The following is an 18,307-nucleotide window of genomic DNA, read 5'->3' on the forward strand; positions in this document are numbered from 1 at the left end:
GATTAAATGTTTTATTTATAGATAATTGAATTTATTTTTCCCAATTTATGTAACTGGCAAAAGCCTGATCGAACATCTTGGGTGCTGAGACCTTGCCATTTATCAAACAAACTACTTCTATAACAGCACTTGCACATAAAGTGTTGTCTGGGGTGCGTACAATTTGCTGATGAAAGAAATATCTGACGCCTTTTCTTTCTATGCTCACAGAGCAGATGAACTCTTCGGAGCCCCTGAGGGAGTTTTTGTAGCTGATATTTGCATTGCGAACAACAGGGATAATATTAGCATCAGTGAGGTCGCGTAGTCGCAAACCGCATTTTTCCATTAGTTCATGACGAGTAGCTTCGAAATAATGTAAATATATGGCATTATTTACGACACCCTGCGAGTCGCATTCGTAGTCGCGCACCTTCATTCTGTTTTCGTATATCTTTGCCATAGTTTTTATATAAAAGTATTAATTATTCTTTCTCAGGCTTTTATATAGTAAATAAGCCAATAAGATTGTTATGATGATGAAAACAAATGAAATTATACCGAATACCTCTACGGCTTGTTCATGATATACAATTATACCTTCAGAATATCGTCCTTCAGAATTGTAAGGTAAATTTAAGCGATTTATAAACGCTGCTGTGAATAAAACACTAAAGCCAGCCGATACAAACAATGAAAAGAAAAGTATAAGCTTTTTCGCTGTTTTCATTTGTCTACTTAATTGTTCAGAAGTTTTCCTAGCTTTTTATCAAACAAATCTGGTTTCCCGACTTTGCCATTTACCATACAAGCTGTTTCCACTATCGCGGTTGAACAAACTTTATTGTCTTTTAGACGAATTATTTTTTGATGAAAAATATAGCGGATTCCTTCTTTTTCTATCTTATCTACCGTGCAGATGAAATCATTTGCACCTCTCAAAGAATGCTTGTAACGAATATATACACTTACTACTACAGCATCTATACCTTGTTCATGCAATTCATAAAAATTTAGCCCGTGCTGCTCCAAAAACTCATGACGTACCACTTCATAATAGTGCTGATAGTTTGCATTGTTTACAATGCCTTGTGCGTCACATTCGTAGTCACGCACTTTCATATTGTATTCGTAAATCGATGATTTGTCCATTTGTATTTTAATAAAAGGCGCGGGTTTGTATCCGCGCCAATCTATTTTTTATCAGTTATTCTTAATTATTCACCCTTTTTATCCACTCTCTTGCATTCACAAATGCTTCCATCCAAGGAGTGAAGTCGTCTTTGCGATTTTCGAACGGATAGTGAGCACATTGCCAAGGGAATAATGCACGCTCCAAATGCGGCATAATTGCAAGATGACGTCCATCTTTTGAAACTACTCCTGCAATATCGTAATCAGAGCCGTTAGGATTACCCGGATATTCACTGTAAATGTATTTTGCAATAACATTATATTCCGATTCGGCTTTTGGCATTGCAAAACGCCCTTCGCCATGAGCTACCCAAATACCAAGTTTACTGCCTGACAATGAACCGAACATTACCGACTCATTTTTAGGTATTTCTAAGCTGACAAAAGTGGACTCGAACTTATGTGATGAATTATGTTCCATTTTAGGTTTTATATCGTGTTCAGGATATACCAGTCCGAGTTCCATCATCAATTGACAGCCATTGCAAACACCAAGGCTCAATGTATCTTTTCGCTCATAATATTTACGTAACGTTTCTTTTGCTTTTTCGTTGAACATAAAGCTACCTGCCCATCCTTTAGCTGAACCAAGAACGTCCGAGTTGGAGAATCCTCCGCAGAAAACGATCAGGTTGATATCTTCGAGAGTTTCTCTACCTGAAGCAAGATCTGTCATATGGACATCTTTTACATCAAAGCCGGCGAGATATAGTGAGTATGCCATCTCGCGCTCTCCATTCGTCCCTTTCTCACGGATAATAGCAGCCTTAATTCCTGTCGGAACAGTCCTATTTGGATTGATGTCATATTGGGCAAATTTGCCGGTAAATGATGCGTTTATTTTAAATTGAAGCGGTTGTCTCTTATAATTCTCGAAACGGTCGGTAGCAAGCTTTTCTCCCGTTTGCTTTTTGTCAAGAAGATAGGATGGTTCAAACCATATATCACGTAATTCGTCTATATTGAATTCCTGAGAGAAAGTATCCTTTTGTATTACAAACTTACGATCTTCAATAGGGCGGGCAACAATTGCAAAGCCGATACCATAATCATCCAATATTTTTTCTACCAGATGATGATGTTTCACTTGTATGAGAATACCCGGATTTTCAGAGAATAATACTTTTATAAGGTCTGCGTGATGGAGTTTATCCAGACGAGCCTCAAGCCCTCCCTGTGGATTTGCAAAACACATTTCGAGCATTGCTGTGACAAGTCCTCCCGCAGATATATCGTGTCCTGCAAGAATTAGGCCTCTGTCTATTAGCTCTTGTACAGCAGTAAAGGCATTCTTGAAATATTCGGGATCTTTTACAGTCGGAGCTTCTTCTCCCAGTTTACTCATTGTCTGGGCAAAAGCAGAACCTCCAAGTTTGAAGGTGTCGAAAGAGAAGTCTATATAATACAAATATGTTCCTTTGATGTAAGCTAGAACCGGAGATACTATTTTACGGATGTTCTTTACTTCACCGGCGGCAGATATAATTACTGTGCCTGGAGAATATACTTTATCCTCACCATATTTTTGAGTCATTGACAGAGAGTCTTTCCCTGTCGGGATATTTACTCCTAATTCGCAAGCAAATTCAGAACAAGCTTCTACAGCTTTGTATAAGCGTGCGTCTTCTCCCGGATTTTTACAAGGCCACATCCAGTTGGCGCTTAGAGATATACCTTTCAGTCCGTCTTCTATCGGAGCAAAGATAATATTTGTCAATGATTCTGCTATTGCCAATACTGATCCTGCGGCAGGATCTATCATAGCTGCCTGAGGAGCATGGCCAATAGAGGTAGCAATACCAGCTTTGCCTTTATAATCGAGAGCAACAGCACCGAGGTCACTCAGAGGTAATTGTATCTCGCCTTGAGTTTGCTGACGTGCAACTTTTCCTGTTACGGAACGGTCGACTTTATTTGTTAGCCAGTCTTTACAAGCCACTGCTTCGAGTTGGAGCACATTCTTTATATATTCATCCAGCTTTGATAGATCATATTCCGGATTTGTATAGACTTCATCGATTGTTTCATCACGCATGATTGTTTTAGGAGCCTTACCAAAGAAATCTTCCAGTTTTAGATCGATTGGACGTTTTCCGTCTGCTTGTTCGAATACAAACTTCATATCATTGGTAGTTTCTCCTACTACGTACATGGGTGAACGTTCGCGTTCTGCAATACGTTTTATCCTATCTGTAGCATCCTGAGGTATCAAGAGCCCCATGCGTTCCTGGCTTTCATTTCCTACGATCTCTTTCGAAGATAGAGTAGGATCACCTACAGGTAGTTTCGAAATATCTATTTTTCCTCCGGTTGCTTCTACTAATTCAGATAAACAGTTAAGATGGCCTCCTGCTCCATGGTCGTGAATAGACACTATCGGGTTGTTATCCGATTCAGCTAATGCACGTATTACGTTTGCCGTGCGTTTTTGCATCTCCGGATTGGCACGTTGTACGGCATTTAGTTCTATACCGCTCGAATATTGTCCTGTATCTACCGACGACACAGCACCTCCACCCATTCCAATACGGTAGTTGTCGCCTCCTAAGATTACTACTTTTTCTCCCGGTTTAGGGTCACCTTTTAGAGCATCGCGTTTGTTTGCATAACCAACACCTCCGGCAAGCATTATAACCTTGTCGTATGCAAATTTCTTCTGATTTTCAAGATGTTCGAATGTTAATAATGAACCACAAATAAGAGGTTGTCCAAATTTATTTCCGAAATCAGATGCTCCATTTGAAGCTTTTATCAGTATTTCCTCCGGAGTTTGATATAACCACGGTCTTTCGGGCATTGTTTCTTCCCAGCCCTTCCCTGCTTTTGTACGTGGATACGAAGTCATATAGACAGCTGTTCCGGCAATAGGCAAGGATGCTTTACCTCCGCCTAAACGGTCACGGATTTCACCTCCAGAACCTGTTGCAGCTCCATTGAATGGTTCTACAGTTGTAGGAAAATTATGAGTTTCAGCCTTTAGAGAGATGACCGATTTTATTGGTCGTGTTTCGAAATAGCTTGGTTTTTCTCCATCAATAGGAGCAAACTGTTCTATCTCCGGTCCTTGGTTGAAAGCAACGTTGTCTTTATATGCAGATATCAGTTTGTTCGGATTTACCTGCGATGTTTTTTTAATTAATTTGAATAGTGAACTTTCTTTCTCTTCTCCGTCGATAATAAATATTCCATTGAATATTTTGTGGCGACAGTGTTCTGAATTTACTTGCGAAAATCCAAAAACTTCACTGTCGGTTAGTTTTCTTCCAAGTCGCTGGCTTACACTATTCAGATATTCTATTTCATCTTCACTTAGTGCTAACCCTTCTTGTTGATTATAGATTTCGATATCGTCAATCTCAAGAATAGGATCAGGTTGTTTGTAAATGGTGAATACTTCTTGATTAATTCCATCATAGATACGTTGAAGCATAGGGTCGTGTTCTGCATCATTAGTTTCTACAGGGAAAAATTCTTCAATACGTATAATTCCATCTACTCCCATATTCTGGGCGATTTCAACTGCATTGGTGCTCCAAGGTGTAATCATTTCGCGACGTGGCCCAACAAAAAAGCCCGGAACATTATCTGCTTCGAGCAAGGTTGCATCATTGAAGGCCCATGTTAGGCGCTGGATTGATTCGTTGTTGAGAGTAGAGCTTGTTTGAACAGCAATAATGTTCTTAGAAAGGGTTTGAAAGAAGGAAACCATATTTGTATTTCAAATTAATAATTGACTTTTTAATAGGCATACAAAGGTAGTGAAAATGATTATAAATTGAAGCTAAAAAGATAAAATACTCATGGAATATATTTTAATGTTTTTCTGTAAGTTTGTATATCTGACAAATGAAGAATAAATCTTCGATAGACGATTTGATATTCCTGAATGAAGCGTTAGTCATTTCTTATAAATGGATATACTATTTATAAGAAAGTAACATAAATTCTTTTTATTAATGCCTCTTGTTTATCAGATATGTAGGTTTACAAAAATGTATTATCTTTGTGCCGGAAAATCGAACTGACAGTGTCGCTTTTTGTATCACAAGTATTTATAAAACGCAAAAAATAAAATTGAAAATTAAATGAAAATAGCAATTGTAGGTACGGGTTATGTAGGTCTTGTAACAGGAACTTGTTTCGCTGAAATGGGTACGGAGGTTTATTGTGTTGACATTGACCAAAAAAAAATAGAAAATCTGAGACACGGGATTATTCCTATCTTTGAGCCCGGACTTGACGAAATGGTAGAGCGTAATCATCAGGCCGGTCGTCTACAGTTTACTACCGATTTGAGTTCTATTATTAATGATGTTGATATTGTATTCTCTGCTGTGGGAACACCTCCCGATGAAGATGGTAGTGCCGATTTGAAATATGTATTAGATGTTGCGCGTACGGTGGGGCAGAACCTGAATAAATACATGGTGATAGTGACTAAAAGTACAGTGCCTGTAGGTACTGCAATAAAGGTTAAGGAAACCATACAGGCCGAACTGGATAAGAGAGGTAAATCTGACTTAAAGTTTGATGTTGCTTCTAATCCTGAATTTCTTAAGGAAGGTGCAGCGATAACAGACTTCATGCAACCCGACCGTGTAGTTGTAGGAGTAGAATCGGAAGAAGCTAAGAAGTTAATGGAGAAACTTTACAAACCATTTACTTTGAATAACTATCGTATTATATATACAGATATCCCATCGGCTGAAATGATTAAATATGCCGCCAATGCTATGCTTGCTACCCGAATCAGTTTCATGAACGATATTGCGAACCTTTGCGAGATTGTAGGTGCAGATGTGAATATGGTACGCAAAGGTATTGGTTCAGATGCCCGTATCGGCTCTAAATTTTTATATTCGGGGTGCGGATATGGGGGGAGTTGTTTTCCAAAAGATGTAAAAGCTTTGATAAATACAGCTAAAAAATTGGGTCATAGAATGGAGATACTAGAAGCTGTGGAAAATGTGAACGAGCGCCAGAAAAATATTTTATTTGATAAACTAATGAAATATTATAATGGTGATATTAAAGGCAAAACTATCGCCGTTTGGGGATTGGCATTTAAACCTAAAACGGATGATATGCGCGAGGCACCTTCGCTAGTCTTGATCGAACAAATACTAAAAGCTGGTGGTAAAGTCAAAGCTTATGACCCCGTAGCGATGAAAGAGGCTAGAGAACATAGATTAGGTGATACAATTACATATGCTAAAGATATATATGATGCAACACTTGATGCGGATGCTTTATTAATGGTCACTGAATGGAATGAATTCCGACTCCCGACATGGGAAGTCATAAAGAAAACAATGAAAAGAACTGTTGTTTTTGACGGACGTAATATTTATAACAAACAAGAAATGAACGATGCCGGTTTCGACTATTTCGGAATAGGGATCTAATATTTAAAAGATAAACAAATGGAGGCTACATAAGACAAGAACCTTTATGTAGCCTTTCTTTTAAAGTGTAAAAAGATGATTGCAGTAGAAGGAATTACCAAGAGTTTTGGTACGTTGAAAGTATTGAAAGGAATCGATCTTCGTGTAAAAAAAGGAGAGATCGTTTCTATTGTAGGCCCTAGTGGAGCTGGTAAGACAACCCTTTTGCAAATCATGGGTACATTAGATAAAGCTGATCGTGGAAATATTTATATTAATAATGAGAATTTAAGCAAATTAAATGATTCTAAACTTTCCGATTTTCGAAATAAGAATATTGGATTTGTTTTTCAATTTCATCAACTTTTACCGGAATTTACAGCTTTCGAAAATGTGATGATTCCGGCTTTGATTGGAAAAGTAAAAGAATCGCAGGCTAGGTTAAAGGCTAAAGAACTTCTTGACATGCTGGGTTTATCTGATAGGATGGAGCATAAACCAAACGAATTATCAGGGGGAGAGAAACAGCGAGTAGCAGTTGCCCGTGCCTTAATAAATAATCCGTCTGTGATATTGGCAGATGAGCCATCAGGTAGTTTGGATACCGAAAACAAAGAAGAATTGCATCAACTTTTTTTTAAACTACGCGATACTTTAGGGCAAACCTTTGTGATAGTAACCCACGATGAACATTTAGCCTCTATAACAGATCGTACAATCCATATGAAAGATGGTATGATAATAGAAAGTCAGTCTGAAGTATTATAAATGAACACTTCTTTAGATAAACGGCTTTATCAAATAGCTCTAACTCAGATTTCGGGAGTAGGGGATATCACTGCTCGTAATCTGTTGCAAGTGGTAGGAGATGAGGAAGCTATATTTAAATCGGGTAGAAAAGCTTTACTTAATATACAAGGTCTTCAATCTCGATTAGTCGATGAGATATTGAGTCCGCAGGTGTTAATTGATGCCGAAAAGGAGCTGAACTTTATAGAAAAAAACAATATATCTACCTATTTTATATCCGATAAAAATTACCCGTATCGTTTAAAAGATTGTGCCGATGCCCCTATCTTATTTTATTTTAAGGGAAAAACTGACTTCAATGTCGAAAGGGTAATTAGTATCGTTGGAACACGTAATTCAACAAATTATGGTAATAGTTTTTGTGATTCTTTTCTAGAAAAGATTTCTTTATCCTTGCCCGACACTTTAATAATAAGTGGATTGGCATATGGGATAGATATTAACGCTCATAGGGCTGCTCTAAAATATAAATTGCCTACAATCGGGGTACTTGCCCACGGACTTGATATTATATATCCGTCGGTACACAGAAATACTGCTCTTGAAATGATTAATAATGGAGGCCTGCTTTCTGAATTTCAAAGCAAGACAGAGCCGGATCGATTTAATTTTGTTCGTAGAAACCGTATTGTAGCGGGAATGGTTGATGCTATCATTGTGGTTGAGTCTGACGATAAAGGAGGTTCTCTTATTACAGCCGAAATTGCTAATTCGTATTGTAAAGATGTTTTTGCAGTTCCGGGTCGTATGACTGATAAATATTCGCGAGGATGCAATAAATTAATAGCTTCGCATAAAGCAGACTTATTCCAGTCTACTGAATATTTTCTTCAGCAAATGGGGTGGGATGATCACTCTCAGAAAAAGAAGAAGATGCCTCGTCAACAGGATTTGTTTATTGTGCTGACTTCCGAAGAACAACTTATAGTGGATAAACTGACAACAATGGATTCATTGCACATTGATCAGTTAGCCCGAGAATTAAATATTCCCGCTTATCAATTATTTACAACACTTTTAGAATTGGAGATGAAAGGTGTAATAAAGAATCTTCCCGGAAATTTATATACTCTTAGTTAAGAAAGTATAGGCAGATATTTTTTTCTAAATTTATAGAGCCAATCTTGTTTTAATAATTCAAATATTTGAAAAAATAAAAGACTCTCCAATATCTGAAGAGCCTTCTATTTATATTCTGATTAAGTGTTCTTTTTTAGTTTTGTCCGCCACCTTGTCCACCTTGCTGTCCGCCTTGGTTTTCTTGTCCACCACCCATATTGTCATCGTTGTTAATTCCACGTTGGGCTTTCTTTATTTGAGCTTTCATTTCACCGAAGCGGAATGAAACTGAAAATCCAAATTGACGCATTCTGTTGGAGTTAAACGACTCAGAGTAGAAATTATCAGTACTGATTGTATTCTTAAATTCGTTCTCTTTTTTTAGAGGATTTTGAGCATAAGCACGTAATTGGAGCCTGTCATTCATAAATCCTTTCGAAAAAGAGATGCTGTGGAAAAAGAATGATGCTCCTTTTCCTTGTAAACTAATCCACGGGCTAAAATAACCAGTATTGAGATAGCTTTTAAAGTTATAAGGAAATGAATATTGACCTCCTGCAAATATATTTCCCGAGAATCCGTTATTACTCATCCTTTTATTCGTTAACGGATCTATACTTGATTTGAGATCGACATATCTACCTGACATATTACTGTAAATACGTATCTTATCATTTGGACTCCAATTTACATAGCCCGAAAGTCCCCAGTTTTTTCGTTCACCTATATTCATATATGTGGTCGTTGATTTACTATCTTCCAGAGTAGTAATGCTTTCGATTCCATCATTCTCGAAATCATATGATAAATTGGCATTAAAGTTCAGGCTTTTACTGAAAGATCCGAAATTTAAACTGAAACTATGATTCTTGACAGCATCTAGTTCTGAGTTCCCTTTTTGAACATAATTTGGATTTGATGTATTTTCATATGGATTGAGTTGATAAATTCCGGGACGTTGTATTCTCATATTATAGCCTAAACGAATGTTTTGGGTTGGTTTTAATTGATAGGTAATCGTTGCGGAAGGAACCAAATTTGAATAATCTTTTTTGAAGTTTTTATTTTGGTCTATTGGAAACTTAGCTTCTAGCCAAGTAGCCTCGTAGCGTAATCCTGTTTTCACGCCCCATTTCTGAAATTTGGCACTATATCCTCCGTAAGCAGCGAGGATGTCTTGTTCATGTTTGAATTTATCATATAATTGGGGTTTGTTTACCCATTCTCCTGCATCATTAATAAAATCGTACCCGCTATTACTTTGGTTGAGTCTTATAATATATTTTATACCGGCCTCTACATTATGTATTTTTCCAAAAGGTGTGACAAAGTCTGTTTGGAAAGTATGTTCTTTCATATCTGCATCCGTAAACTGATTATTTGTAATGGCTCCTTCGGGTATAGTACCGGATGGCTGGTTGATGATATTGTCCGATTCACTGTCGTTAGGACTAAAGCTGAATCTATATGATGCGGTTAATAGTTGATCTTTTTTCTTAAATGTACGTTGGTAATCTACATTGACATCCGTTCCTCCATAATTTTGTTTAGAATGGCTGCCAAGATTATATCTATATTGAGAAACACGTTCGTTATTAAGCATTTCTACAAATTGCTCATTAGTTGATTTTCCATCTCCAAAATAACGGTTGAATCCGACGTTGATAAGGTTGAGGGTATCTATTTCAAAACTTAGTTCACCATTTCCATACTGTCCGTTACCATCATATTTGGAGAATCCGTTTTGAGATAAATATTTCAAGTCATTATTCACAAAATCTTCTCGAAAAGAAGATGATTCTCCTTTAGGACTTTTGTACTGATAGTAATTATATCCACCGGTAAACCCTATTTTCCCATATTTTAATTGTAAATATGCTCCACTTCCAAATCCACCCAAATCATCGACACGTCCGTTTAAAGTAGCAGTATAACCACCCATCGAAGTATTCTTTTGAGTAATAATATTAATGATACCAGCCACGCCTTCTGCATCATATTTTGCTCCGGGGTCGGTTATTACTTCTATATCTTTTATCGAGCTGGCGGGCATACTGCGTAACACGTCTTTAGGATTACTAGCTATCATGTTCGACGGTTTTCCATTGAGGTATATTTTATAACTGGAAGAACCTTTTAGTTGGATATTTTCTTCTCCATCCACAGTTACCATAGGTACTTTCTTTAACATATCGAGGACGTTATTCGTTTTCGATTCCGGATCATCTTCCATACTATATGTTATCTTATCCAAATCAACTTTGACCAGTGGCTTTTGTACTGATACGACTACTTCCGATAGAGCATGAGCATCATCAGGCATAAGAACGGTTCCCATGTCAACTGTTTTGGCATTTCCTATTTCTATCGGCTTAGTAACTGTTTTTTTTCCAATATATTCTGATATAAATAAGAAATCACCTTTTTGATTTATAGTCAGTTGGAATTTTCCATTTTCGTCGGCAGCGGCAGCTTTAAGAAGTTTGGCGGGATTCCCTTTATCCGTTATTTTAATAGTGGCAAAAGGAATTGTTTCATTTGTTAACGAATCTAAGACTTGTCCTTTCACAAGAACATTTACATTGTTAATATTCGTACTGGTTTGGGCCGAAATAGATGAAAAAACTCCGATAAATAGGGCAATGAGTAGAGCGTGAATTTTCATACAGTTTTTTTTAAATTGTTTTAAAGTTGATTTCGATGCAACTAAGTTATAAATAGATTTAAATTATCAAACTTACTACTACGAGTTTGTCGTAATAATTATATTTTTATCACGAAGTCTGAATTTATTTCGTTATTTTTAACATTTTAAAGGTCTTATTGTATAAAAAAGACACTATGTTAAAAAGCATAGTGTCTTCTTTATTTTTTAAGGGAGAGTTAGTTACGGACTGGAATATCTTTTATAGAGAGTATTTTCCCGAATATATCCAGATAATGAGTATTTAAAGTGTCAATATTAAGAGTAATACTTTCTCCGTAACCTTTATTGAATCCGATTTTGAGATGTAGTATATCGTCATTATACCGCCGCGCCTCCCAACTGGTAATGGCATACATAATATTTCGGGAGTCTATATATACTGTATCGCAATTGATAGTGCGAGAGATCGATATATCATTAATCGAATTTCTTATAAACCATCCTCGATCTCGTCCAATAAACCATCCTCCAAAAATGATTGACAATACAATCAAAGCGAATAATATAGGAAATAATCTATCTTTCATAACCTGTATTTATTCAACTCCTTTTTTCGACTTATTCTCTTTTTTATTTTCTATAAAATAGGCAATAACAAGACCTAGACCACCAAACACCGCAGCACATGCAGGGTAAAGTACCGATATTGTATTGCGGAATTCATAAAATAACTCACGGTTATCTGAAGAAGGGGCTACAGCAAGTAAATCAACAATTGTCGCTATTGTAACACCAAGTCCTACACCTACCAATAACAATCCTATACGTATAGCCCACGATCCGTAATTACCATCTTTATAAGCCGGCATATTAAATTGGTTTTTTAATATTTGCGGATCTATTCCGTTCGACAGTTTTTCGATAACAGCCATTCTTTCTTTTCGTCTGGCAAACAATTCAAATATTTTGTAGGTAAAATAACACACTACCGATACAACTACCATTGGTACTAACTCATTCATAATTCTTTATTTTATTAGTTAAACATTTCTTGTTTTTAGTTCGTTTGCCTATTTTGACGCAAAGCTTTTTAGAAGGTTACAAAAAAGAAAAATTAATTTTATGAGATATTTTTTCATTTACCTTTGTAACCTATCCTATTATCTTGCGTCATACGGATATGGCAGATTTTGATGATATTTATTATATACGTCAGATAAAGAATGGAAAGGTCGATGCTTTTGTATACATCGTCCGCCGTTATCAGAGAATGGTGTTTACTATTGTCAACAAAATCGTTTCTAGATCAGTGGAGGCAGAGGATATAACTCAGGAGGTATTTATAAAGGTTTTTCAATCGCTTGATAAGTTTCGGGAAGAATCGGAATTTGCGACTTGGTTATATCGTGTAGCGTATAATACGACCATATCAGAACTTCGGAAAAGAAAACACGAGTTTATTGCCATAGACGATCGGTTTGATAATCTGCCGGATGAAAGTATATTCGAAACGATAGATGAATTGAACCACGAAGACAGACTAGCTTATCTGGATATAGTATTGAAAAGATTGTCTCCTGACGATGCTTTACTTATATCAATGTTTTATATGAACGATCAAAGTATACAACAGATAAGTGAAATTACAAATAATAGTGTAGCTAACGTGAAGGTAAAGTTGCACAGAATAAGAAAATTTATGAACTTTGAAATAAATAAACTCATACGACAATGAATAAAGATGATAAGAACAGACTACAGGGTTTATTTAGAGAAATCAAGCTGGAAGATACTTCAGCCGATTTTGAAAGTAAACTAATGCAATCTGTACATGCATTGGCCGCAAAAGAAAGCAAAAAGAAAGCTCTGAAAACGATTTTTACTGTTATAGCAGGGGTTGTCGGAATGTTTGGTGTTTTAGCCGGAATATTTAAAGTGTTCGACTTATCCTTTAAAATTAAATTGGAGCCGATAAATGTGACGATACCCGAAATGAAATTTGATCCATTTATAATATCTATAGCTTCTGTTGTTTTACTCTTATTGATTAGTGATACATTGATCCGCAAACGTATCTGGGAGAAAAAGCATAAAGACTAAAATTAAATGTCAAGAGTCCCCCTTCCTTTCGTTCCGGTATTTCTGTGATAGAATCCTAAGGAAAGATGATATTTGAGATATAGCGGCTTGTGTTTCGCCCGATACTTCTCGTTTTTGCAACCTCATGAGCAGATAGCCGTAGAGTGCGGCGAAACAAGTTTCCAGTTCGGGGATATTCTTATCCGTAGATTTAGACCTTAGTTCTACAATAAACGGTAATGTTTTATAATAGGCAGTAGAGTAGTCGGTTTCTTCCGTAGATTTTAATAACCTTAGATGTAGATCGGTTAGTTCCGATATTATATTTTTATTTATAAGAAGATGCCCTTTTTCCATAACTTCTTCACGGCGCATCATATCAATAAGGTTTTCGTACCACTCTCTAATCTCTTTTTTTATTTCTTCTGGTTGGTCGAATTGTGAAATAATCTGTGCGTCTATTTTATCTATGTCCAAAGCATTGGCACGTATCATGTCTTCAACTTGCCACATGTACAATAGATACTCGCTTATATTCTCTTCTTTCAGTTTCTTGGCTATCAACATTGCTTTCTTAGTATATGGAAATGATGGGACTTTGGGTGATCTTTTACGAAATATTCTATTTATTGGTACAAAATTATACAATAAAATGGACTTGTTAAATAAATACTGAGAATAATGTATGGATGCAGGTTTGTAATCTGTCTATAAAATAATTGAATCGTAATTTGAACAAAGTTGATAAAATAGTGTTTTATTTATAAAACAGGTACTTTACTTTTTTCATAGTGTGTTAGATAGATTGTTTAGTTGATTTTAATTACCTGTTTTTATCATAGTATATGTTAGTTTTATATTAGTGTTAAGGTCTGAAAAGAGATGGTTGTGAAACCGTCTCTTTTTTCTTGATATAATAAGGGCTTACCCAAAAAGGATGGATACCTCTTATGTTATATATAATAAAGCTATATAATGAAACGTAATTAGAGAATACTCTTCACAGATAATACATTTATGTGTTGATAACAAGATAAAGGAGAGCAGCAAGTGCAGCGCCACAGATAGGAGCTACAACGGGTAACCATGCATATCCCCAGTTACTGTCTCTCTTACCCTTTATAGGTAATAGAGCGTGTGCTATTCTTGGACCAAGGTCACGAGCCGGGTTAATGGCATAGCCAGTAGTACCCCCTAGGGACATCCCAATAGCTACAATAAGTATGGCGACAGGTAGAGGTCCGGCTATCTCGGCACCGGCAGCATATAGAATGCCGAATATAAGGACGAACGTACCAACGACCTCGCTGAAAAAATTAGAAAACCAATTTTTGATTGCAGGCTTCGTGCAGAATACTCCTAATTTAGCATCAGGATTCTCTTCGGCGTCGAAATGAGGTTTATACATTAAATATACAAGGGAGGCTCCTAATATAGCTCCTAGCATTTGAGCTATGATGTATCCTACAATACTACCATTGAAGCTTCCGGCTATTGCTAGCCCTATTGTTACAGCAGGATTCAAATGCGCGCCCGAGAATGGAGCAGAAATGTAAGCTCCTACAAATACAGCGAATCCCCAACCAAAAGCAATTACGACCCAGCCCGAACTATTGCCTAAGGTCTTCTTTAAAGAAACGTTTGCACATACGCCGGCACCGAAAAGTATAAGTATAGCGGTGCCAATAAACTCGAATAAAATATCTTGTCCCATGGTCTTATTTAGATAGGTTAATTTACTGATTGATTAAAATATCAGTTTCTTGATTTTGAGACTAATGAAGAATCTTAAATAGATTCTTCATTATATCCCAAAATTACGAGTAAATATCAATAAGGTATATATGTTTCAAATTATTTTTTCAAATAGAGTGGCTATTTTATCCATGATTGCGCACGGTACACAGCTTCAGACCATTTTCTTTTGGCCAGTTGCATATCTATTTTTGTATCTGGTACAAATTTAGTCTCTATATGCCATTGTTTTTTTACCTCTTCAATATTTTCCCAGTAACCAACGGCTAATCCTGCTAAATAAGCAGCTCCCAGAGCTGTAGTTTCGGTTGTTTGCGGACGAATTACGGTTTGTCCGAGTACATTGGATTGGAATTGCATCAATAAATTATTTTGGGCTGCTCCTCCGTCTACCCTTAGCTCTTTTAGTCCTACTCCGGCATCCAAAATCATGGCGTTGATTACGTCCATTGTTTGATAAGCAATGCCTTCAAGCGCAGCTCGTGCAATATGAGCAGCTGTGGTCCCTCGGGATATACCGACAATTGTGCCGCGTGCATATTGATCCCAATATGGAGCTCCTAGGCCTGTTAGTGCAGGAACGAAATACACATCACCTGTATCAGGAACCTGCATAGCAAGTTGCTCTATTTCAGCCGAAGAATTAATTATGTTTAATCCGTCTCTCAGCCATTGAACAATAGCACCTCCAACAAAAATACTACCTTCGAGAGCATAAGTCGTTTTACCGTTTATTTGCCATCCGATAGTAGTGACGAGATTGTTTTTTGACAAAACAGGCTTGTCTCCGGTATTCATCAGAATAAAGCATCCTGTGCCGTATGTGTTTTTTACCATTCCTGTTTCCACACACATTTGTCCGAATAATGCGGCTTGTTGATCTCCTGCAATTCCTGAAATAGGCACTTTAGATGCGAATATTGTAGTTTTTGTATGTCCGTATAATTCGCTTGAAGCACATACTTTAGGCATCATATTCTTTGGAATGTTGAATAATTTTAATAAATCGTCATCCCATTCCAAGGTGTGAATATTGAATAGCATTGTACGTGAAGCATTTGAAACATCCGTAGCATGAACCTCTCCCCGTGTTAATTGCCAAACAAGCCATGAATCTACTGTTCCAAAAGCTAATTTTCCTTGTTCAGCTTTAGTTCTTGCTCCTTCTACATTGTCCAAGATCCATTTTACTTTTGTTGCGCTGAAATAGGCATCAATAATTACTCCTGTTTTATCCTTGATGTAAGGCAGTAGCCCTTCGTTTTTTAATTTGTCACAATATTCAGCGGTTCGCCTGTCTTGCCAGACTATCGCATTATATATGGGTTCACCGGTTTCTCGATCCCAAACGATAGTTGTTTCACGCTGATTTGTAATACCTATTGCCGCAATATTTGTTCCGTTGATTCCAATTTTTGTAATTGCTTCAGCCGCTACGGCTGCCTGTGAAGACCATATTTCGTGCGGATCGTGTTCTACCCATCCGCTTTGTGGAAAAAATTGAGTAAATTCTTTTTGTGCAACAGAGCATATTTTCCCTTTGTGGTCGAATACTATAGCTCTGGAGCTAGTTGTTCCTGCATCGAATGATAAAATATATTTTTCCATTTAGTTGATATTGATTAGGTTTTAAAATGTGTTTGCTTGTTTTATAAAGGATTGTAAGGGATGAGTAGATAATGTTGAGCCAATTCGATAAATTCTTTTACTTGTTCTTTTTCCCATTCTGAATCTTTACCTGTCTCCTTTGCCATAATAGAAGCCACCTTCGGAGCGATATCTATCGCAGCACGTGCATCTAAAAATGTGGCACGAAGCCTTCTTGATAAGACATCTTCTACGGTTATAGCCATTTCTTCCCTTACAGCCCAGATAATTTCTGCGGCGGTATAGTCGAAACGAGAGTGGAGTTTCTCTGCTAATACAGGTTGATCCTGTTGCAACTTCTGTATTTTTTCATAGTCGCTACCATATACATAACTAAAGTTAGATCGATCTACATTTTCTTTATATCCGTGTATACGTAATTTTTTTGTATTGCATTCTTTTTTAGGTAAGTTTCCTATGAGGATCGCTTTATTTACAATGTCTTCTGCCATATCACGATATGTAGTCCATTTACCTCCGGTTATGGTGATTAATCCACTGTCTGAGATTACTATTTTATGACTGCGCGATATTTCTTTTGTTTTTGTGCCGTCTGCACCCTTTTTGGGCGCTGCTAAAGGTCGTAGTCCTGCAAAAACAGAAAGTACATCTTCTCGTTTAGGTTGTTTCGCTAAGTATTGCCCGGCGGTTTTAAGTATAAATTCTATTTCTTCTTCCAGCGCTTGAGGTTCTAATACAAATTCTTTCAGAGGAGTATCGGTTGTGCCTAGAACTACTTTGCCATGCCAAGGCACTCCGAACATAACTCGTCCATCACTGGTTTTTGGTATCATTATAGCTGTATCTCCTCCCAAAAAAGATTTGTCTACTACCAGATGTATTCCCTGGCTAGGGCGCACAATATCATCTTTTTCTGGAGCATCCATCTTCATTACCTGATCTACAAATATTCCGGTGGCATTAATTACAGCTTTAGCTTTTAATGTGTATTCTTTTTTGCCTAATTCGTCATATACCTTTACACCTGATATTTTTTCAGATTCATCTTTTATCAATCCGGTAACTCTGATGTAGTTAGCAATGGCTGCACCTTGTTCTACAGCTGTTTGTAGAAGATTGATCGCCATGCGCGAATCATCGAACTGGCCGTCGTGGTATACGACTCCTCCTCTTAATCCTTTTTCTGCAATTTGAGGAATTTCCTTAATTACCGATTTTTTAGTCATAGGCAAAGAACGCCCGAAAGCTTGCTTCCCTGCCAATATATCATATACAGTCAGCCCAATAGTATAAAATGGCTTTTCCCACCATTTGTAGTTTCCTATGATAAATCGTTGATCCTTTACTAGATGTGGTGCGTTTTTCTTCATCAAACCTCTCTCTCGTAGAGCTTCAATAACCAGACTTACATCTCCTTGAGCTAGATAGCGCACTCCGCCGTGTACAAGTTTTGTGCTACGACTAGATGTCGCTTTGGTAAAATCGGCTTGTTCCAGAAGTGCAGTTTTAAAACCTCTTGAGGCTGCATCTACCGCTGCTCCTAAACCGGTAGCTCCTCCACCAATAATGATAACATCCCATATGCGGGATGTGTCAGCGAATTGCTGTATATAATTATTTCTTTCCATAGGAATAGACATTTATTTTGTTACTTACAAATATAAATTACTTTTTTTATAAAAAAAATAAAATCGAAATTTATTTGATTGTAATCGAAATTTAAATTTTCTATTTGTAACTTAAATTGATATTAATCGAAACACTAATTTCATTTATATTATACAGTGATTCT

At 36.9% G+C, this 18,307-nt stretch carries 16 protein-coding genes; 5 read left to right on the forward strand and 11 right to left on the reverse strand.

Annotated features, from left to right (window positions below):
* Positions 1 to 31: 31 nt before the first annotated feature.
* The 4 genes from JGH11_RS13475 to purL form a co-directional block, all read right to left on the reverse strand.
* A complete protein-coding gene (locus tag JGH11_RS13475; RefSeq protein ID WP_201112637.1) occupies positions 32 to 442 on the reverse strand; it encodes a thioesterase family protein in 411 nt (136 codons plus the stop codon).
* 18 nt (positions 443 to 460) lie between these two features.
* Positions 461 to 709: a hypothetical protein gene (locus tag JGH11_RS13480; protein WP_201112639.1), complete on the reverse strand. Its 249-nt coding sequence runs from the start codon at positions 707 to 709 to the stop codon at positions 461 to 463.
* Between the two features lie 8 nt (positions 710 to 717).
* A complete protein-coding gene (locus JGH11_RS13485; RefSeq protein ID WP_201112641.1) occupies positions 718 to 1,131 on the reverse strand; it encodes a thioesterase family protein in 414 nt (137 codons plus the stop codon).
* A gap of 61 nt (positions 1,132 to 1,192) precedes the next feature.
* Positions 1,193 to 4,882 carry a phosphoribosylformylglycinamidine synthase gene (purL, locus tag JGH11_RS13490; protein WP_201112643.1) on the reverse strand — a complete coding sequence of 1,230 codons (3,690 nt, stop codon included), beginning with the start codon at positions 4,880 to 4,882 and terminating at the stop codon, positions 1,193 to 1,195.
* Between the two features lie 376 nt (positions 4,883 to 5,258).
* Between purL and JGH11_RS13495 the strand changes: the two genes are divergently transcribed.
* The 3 genes from JGH11_RS13495 to dprA all read left to right on the forward strand — a co-directional run bounded on the left by JGH11_RS13495 (position 5,259) and on the right by dprA (position 8,447).
* Complete coding sequence (locus JGH11_RS13495; RefSeq protein WP_201112645.1) at positions 5,259 to 6,578, forward strand: UDP-glucose/GDP-mannose dehydrogenase family protein; 1,320 nt, start codon at positions 5,259 to 5,261, stop codon at positions 6,576 to 6,578.
* A 75-nt stretch (positions 6,579 to 6,653) separates the two neighbouring features.
* Entirely contained in the window at positions 6,654 to 7,325 is a 672-nt protein-coding gene (locus tag JGH11_RS13500) for an ABC transporter ATP-binding protein (protein WP_201112648.1), read from the forward strand.
* The gene (gene dprA, locus JGH11_RS13505; protein ID WP_201112650.1) at positions 7,326 to 8,447 is read left to right on the forward strand and encodes a DNA-processing protein DprA; all 1,122 of its coding nucleotides are present in this window, start codon (positions 7,326 to 7,328) and stop codon (positions 8,445 to 8,447) included.
* 133 nt (positions 8,448 to 8,580) lie between these two features.
* Here the strand turns inward: dprA and JGH11_RS13510 are convergent, their stop codons facing one another.
* From JGH11_RS13510 to JGH11_RS13520, 3 genes are all read right to left on the reverse strand, one after another.
* Positions 8,581 to 11,091: an outer membrane beta-barrel family protein gene (locus JGH11_RS13510; protein ID WP_201112652.1), complete on the reverse strand. Its 2,511-nt coding sequence runs from the start codon at positions 11,089 to 11,091 to the stop codon at positions 8,581 to 8,583.
* A 218-nt stretch (positions 11,092 to 11,309) separates the two neighbouring features.
* A complete protein-coding gene (locus tag JGH11_RS13515; RefSeq protein WP_201112654.1) occupies positions 11,310 to 11,660 on the reverse strand; it encodes a hypothetical protein in 351 nt (116 codons plus the stop codon).
* A 9-nt stretch (positions 11,661 to 11,669) separates the two neighbouring features.
* Positions 11,670 to 12,095 carry a DUF6249 domain-containing protein gene (locus JGH11_RS13520; RefSeq protein ID WP_201112657.1) on the reverse strand — a complete coding sequence of 142 codons (426 nt, stop codon included), beginning with the start codon at positions 12,093 to 12,095 and terminating at the stop codon, positions 11,670 to 11,672.
* 158 nt (positions 12,096 to 12,253) lie between these two features.
* Between JGH11_RS13520 and JGH11_RS13525 the strand changes: the two genes are divergently transcribed.
* Together JGH11_RS13525 and JGH11_RS13530 are read left to right on the forward strand one after the other, a co-directional pair.
* Positions 12,254 to 12,808 carry an RNA polymerase sigma factor gene (locus tag JGH11_RS13525; protein WP_201112659.1) on the forward strand — a complete coding sequence of 185 codons (555 nt, stop codon included), beginning with the start codon at positions 12,254 to 12,256 and terminating at the stop codon, positions 12,806 to 12,808.
* On the forward strand, positions 12,805 to 13,173 hold the full coding sequence (locus JGH11_RS13530; RefSeq protein WP_201112661.1) for a hypothetical protein: 369 nt from the start codon (positions 12,805 to 12,807) through the stop codon (positions 13,171 to 13,173). The genes JGH11_RS13525 and JGH11_RS13530 overlap by 4 nt, the downstream gene beginning before the upstream one ends.
* Before the next feature lie 9 nt (positions 13,174 to 13,182).
* Here the strand turns inward: JGH11_RS13530 and JGH11_RS13535 are convergent, their stop codons facing one another.
* From JGH11_RS13535 to JGH11_RS13550, 4 genes are all read right to left on the reverse strand, one after another.
* Positions 13,183 to 13,719 carry a DUF4924 family protein gene (locus tag JGH11_RS13535; RefSeq protein WP_201112662.1) on the reverse strand — a complete coding sequence of 179 codons (537 nt, stop codon included), beginning with the start codon at positions 13,717 to 13,719 and terminating at the stop codon, positions 13,183 to 13,185.
* Between the two features lie 448 nt (positions 13,720 to 14,167).
* A complete protein-coding gene (locus tag JGH11_RS13540; RefSeq protein ID WP_201112664.1) occupies positions 14,168 to 14,866 on the reverse strand; it encodes an MIP/aquaporin family protein in 699 nt (232 codons plus the stop codon).
* Positions 14,867 to 15,027: 161 nt separating this feature from the next.
* Positions 15,028 to 16,515: a glycerol kinase GlpK gene (gene glpK, locus JGH11_RS13545; protein WP_201112666.1), complete on the reverse strand. Its 1,488-nt coding sequence runs from the start codon at positions 16,513 to 16,515 to the stop codon at positions 15,028 to 15,030.
* A 41-nt stretch (positions 16,516 to 16,556) separates the two neighbouring features.
* Positions 16,557 to 18,143: a glycerol-3-phosphate dehydrogenase/oxidase gene (locus JGH11_RS13550; protein ID WP_201112667.1), complete on the reverse strand. Its 1,587-nt coding sequence runs from the start codon at positions 18,141 to 18,143 to the stop codon at positions 16,557 to 16,559.
* Positions 18,144 to 18,307: the final 164 nt, after the last annotated feature.

The organism is Dysgonomonas sp. Marseille-P4677, from assembly GCF_016652235.1.
Taxonomy (GTDB): Bacteria; Bacteroidota; Bacteroidia; order Bacteroidales; family Dysgonomonadaceae; genus Dysgonomonas.

Bases quoted from the DNA above. Each gene is read 5' to 3' on its own strand.
- JGH11_RS13530 (WP_201112661.1), top strand. From the start codon at position 12,805: ATGAATAAAGATGATAAGAACAGACTACAGGGTTTATTTAGAGAAATC.
- JGH11_RS13515 (WP_201112654.1), bottom strand. From the start codon at position 11,660: ATGAAAGATAGATTATTTCCTATATTATTCGCTTTGATTGTATTGTCA.
- JGH11_RS13480 (WP_201112639.1), bottom strand. From the start codon at position 709: ATGAAAACAGCGAAAAAGCTTATACTTTTCTTTTCATTGTTTGTATCG.
- JGH11_RS13525 (WP_201112659.1), top strand. From the start codon at position 12,254: ATGGCAGATTTTGATGATATTTATTATATACGTCAGATAAAGAATGGA.
- JGH11_RS13475 (WP_201112637.1), bottom strand. From the start codon at position 442: ATGGCAAAGATATACGAAAACAGAATGAAGGTGCGCGACTACGAATGC.
- JGH11_RS13500 (WP_201112648.1), top strand. From the start codon at position 6,654: ATGATTGCAGTAGAAGGAATTACCAAGAGTTTTGGTACGTTGAAAGTA.
- JGH11_RS13535 (WP_201112662.1), bottom strand. From the start codon at position 13,719: ATGTTGATAGCCAAGAAACTGAAAGAAGAGAATATAAGCGAGTATCTA.
- JGH11_RS13540 (WP_201112664.1), bottom strand. From the start codon at position 14,866: ATGGGACAAGATATTTTATTCGAGTTTATTGGCACCGCTATACTTATA.
- glpK (WP_201112666.1), bottom strand. From the start codon at position 16,515: ATGGAAAAATATATTTTATCATTCGATGCAGGAACAACTAGCTCCAGA.
- purL (WP_201112643.1), bottom strand. From the start codon at position 4,882: ATGGTTTCCTTCTTTCAAACCCTTTCTAAGAACATTATTGCTGTTCAA.
- JGH11_RS13550 (WP_201112667.1), bottom strand. From the start codon at position 18,143: ATGGAAAGAAATAATTATATACAGCAATTCGCTGACACATCCCGCATA.
- dprA (WP_201112650.1), top strand. From the start codon at position 7,326: ATGAACACTTCTTTAGATAAACGGCTTTATCAAATAGCTCTAACTCAG.
- JGH11_RS13485 (WP_201112641.1), bottom strand. From the start codon at position 1,131: ATGGACAAATCATCGATTTACGAATACAATATGAAAGTGCGTGACTAC.
- JGH11_RS13495 (WP_201112645.1), top strand. From the start codon at position 5,259: ATGAAAATAGCAATTGTAGGTACGGGTTATGTAGGTCTTGTAACAGGA.
- JGH11_RS13510 (WP_201112652.1), bottom strand. From the start codon at position 11,091: ATGAAAATTCACGCTCTACTCATTGCCCTATTTATCGGAGTTTTTTCA.
- JGH11_RS13520 (WP_201112657.1), bottom strand. From the start codon at position 12,095: ATGAATGAGTTAGTACCAATGGTAGTTGTATCGGTAGTGTGTTATTTT.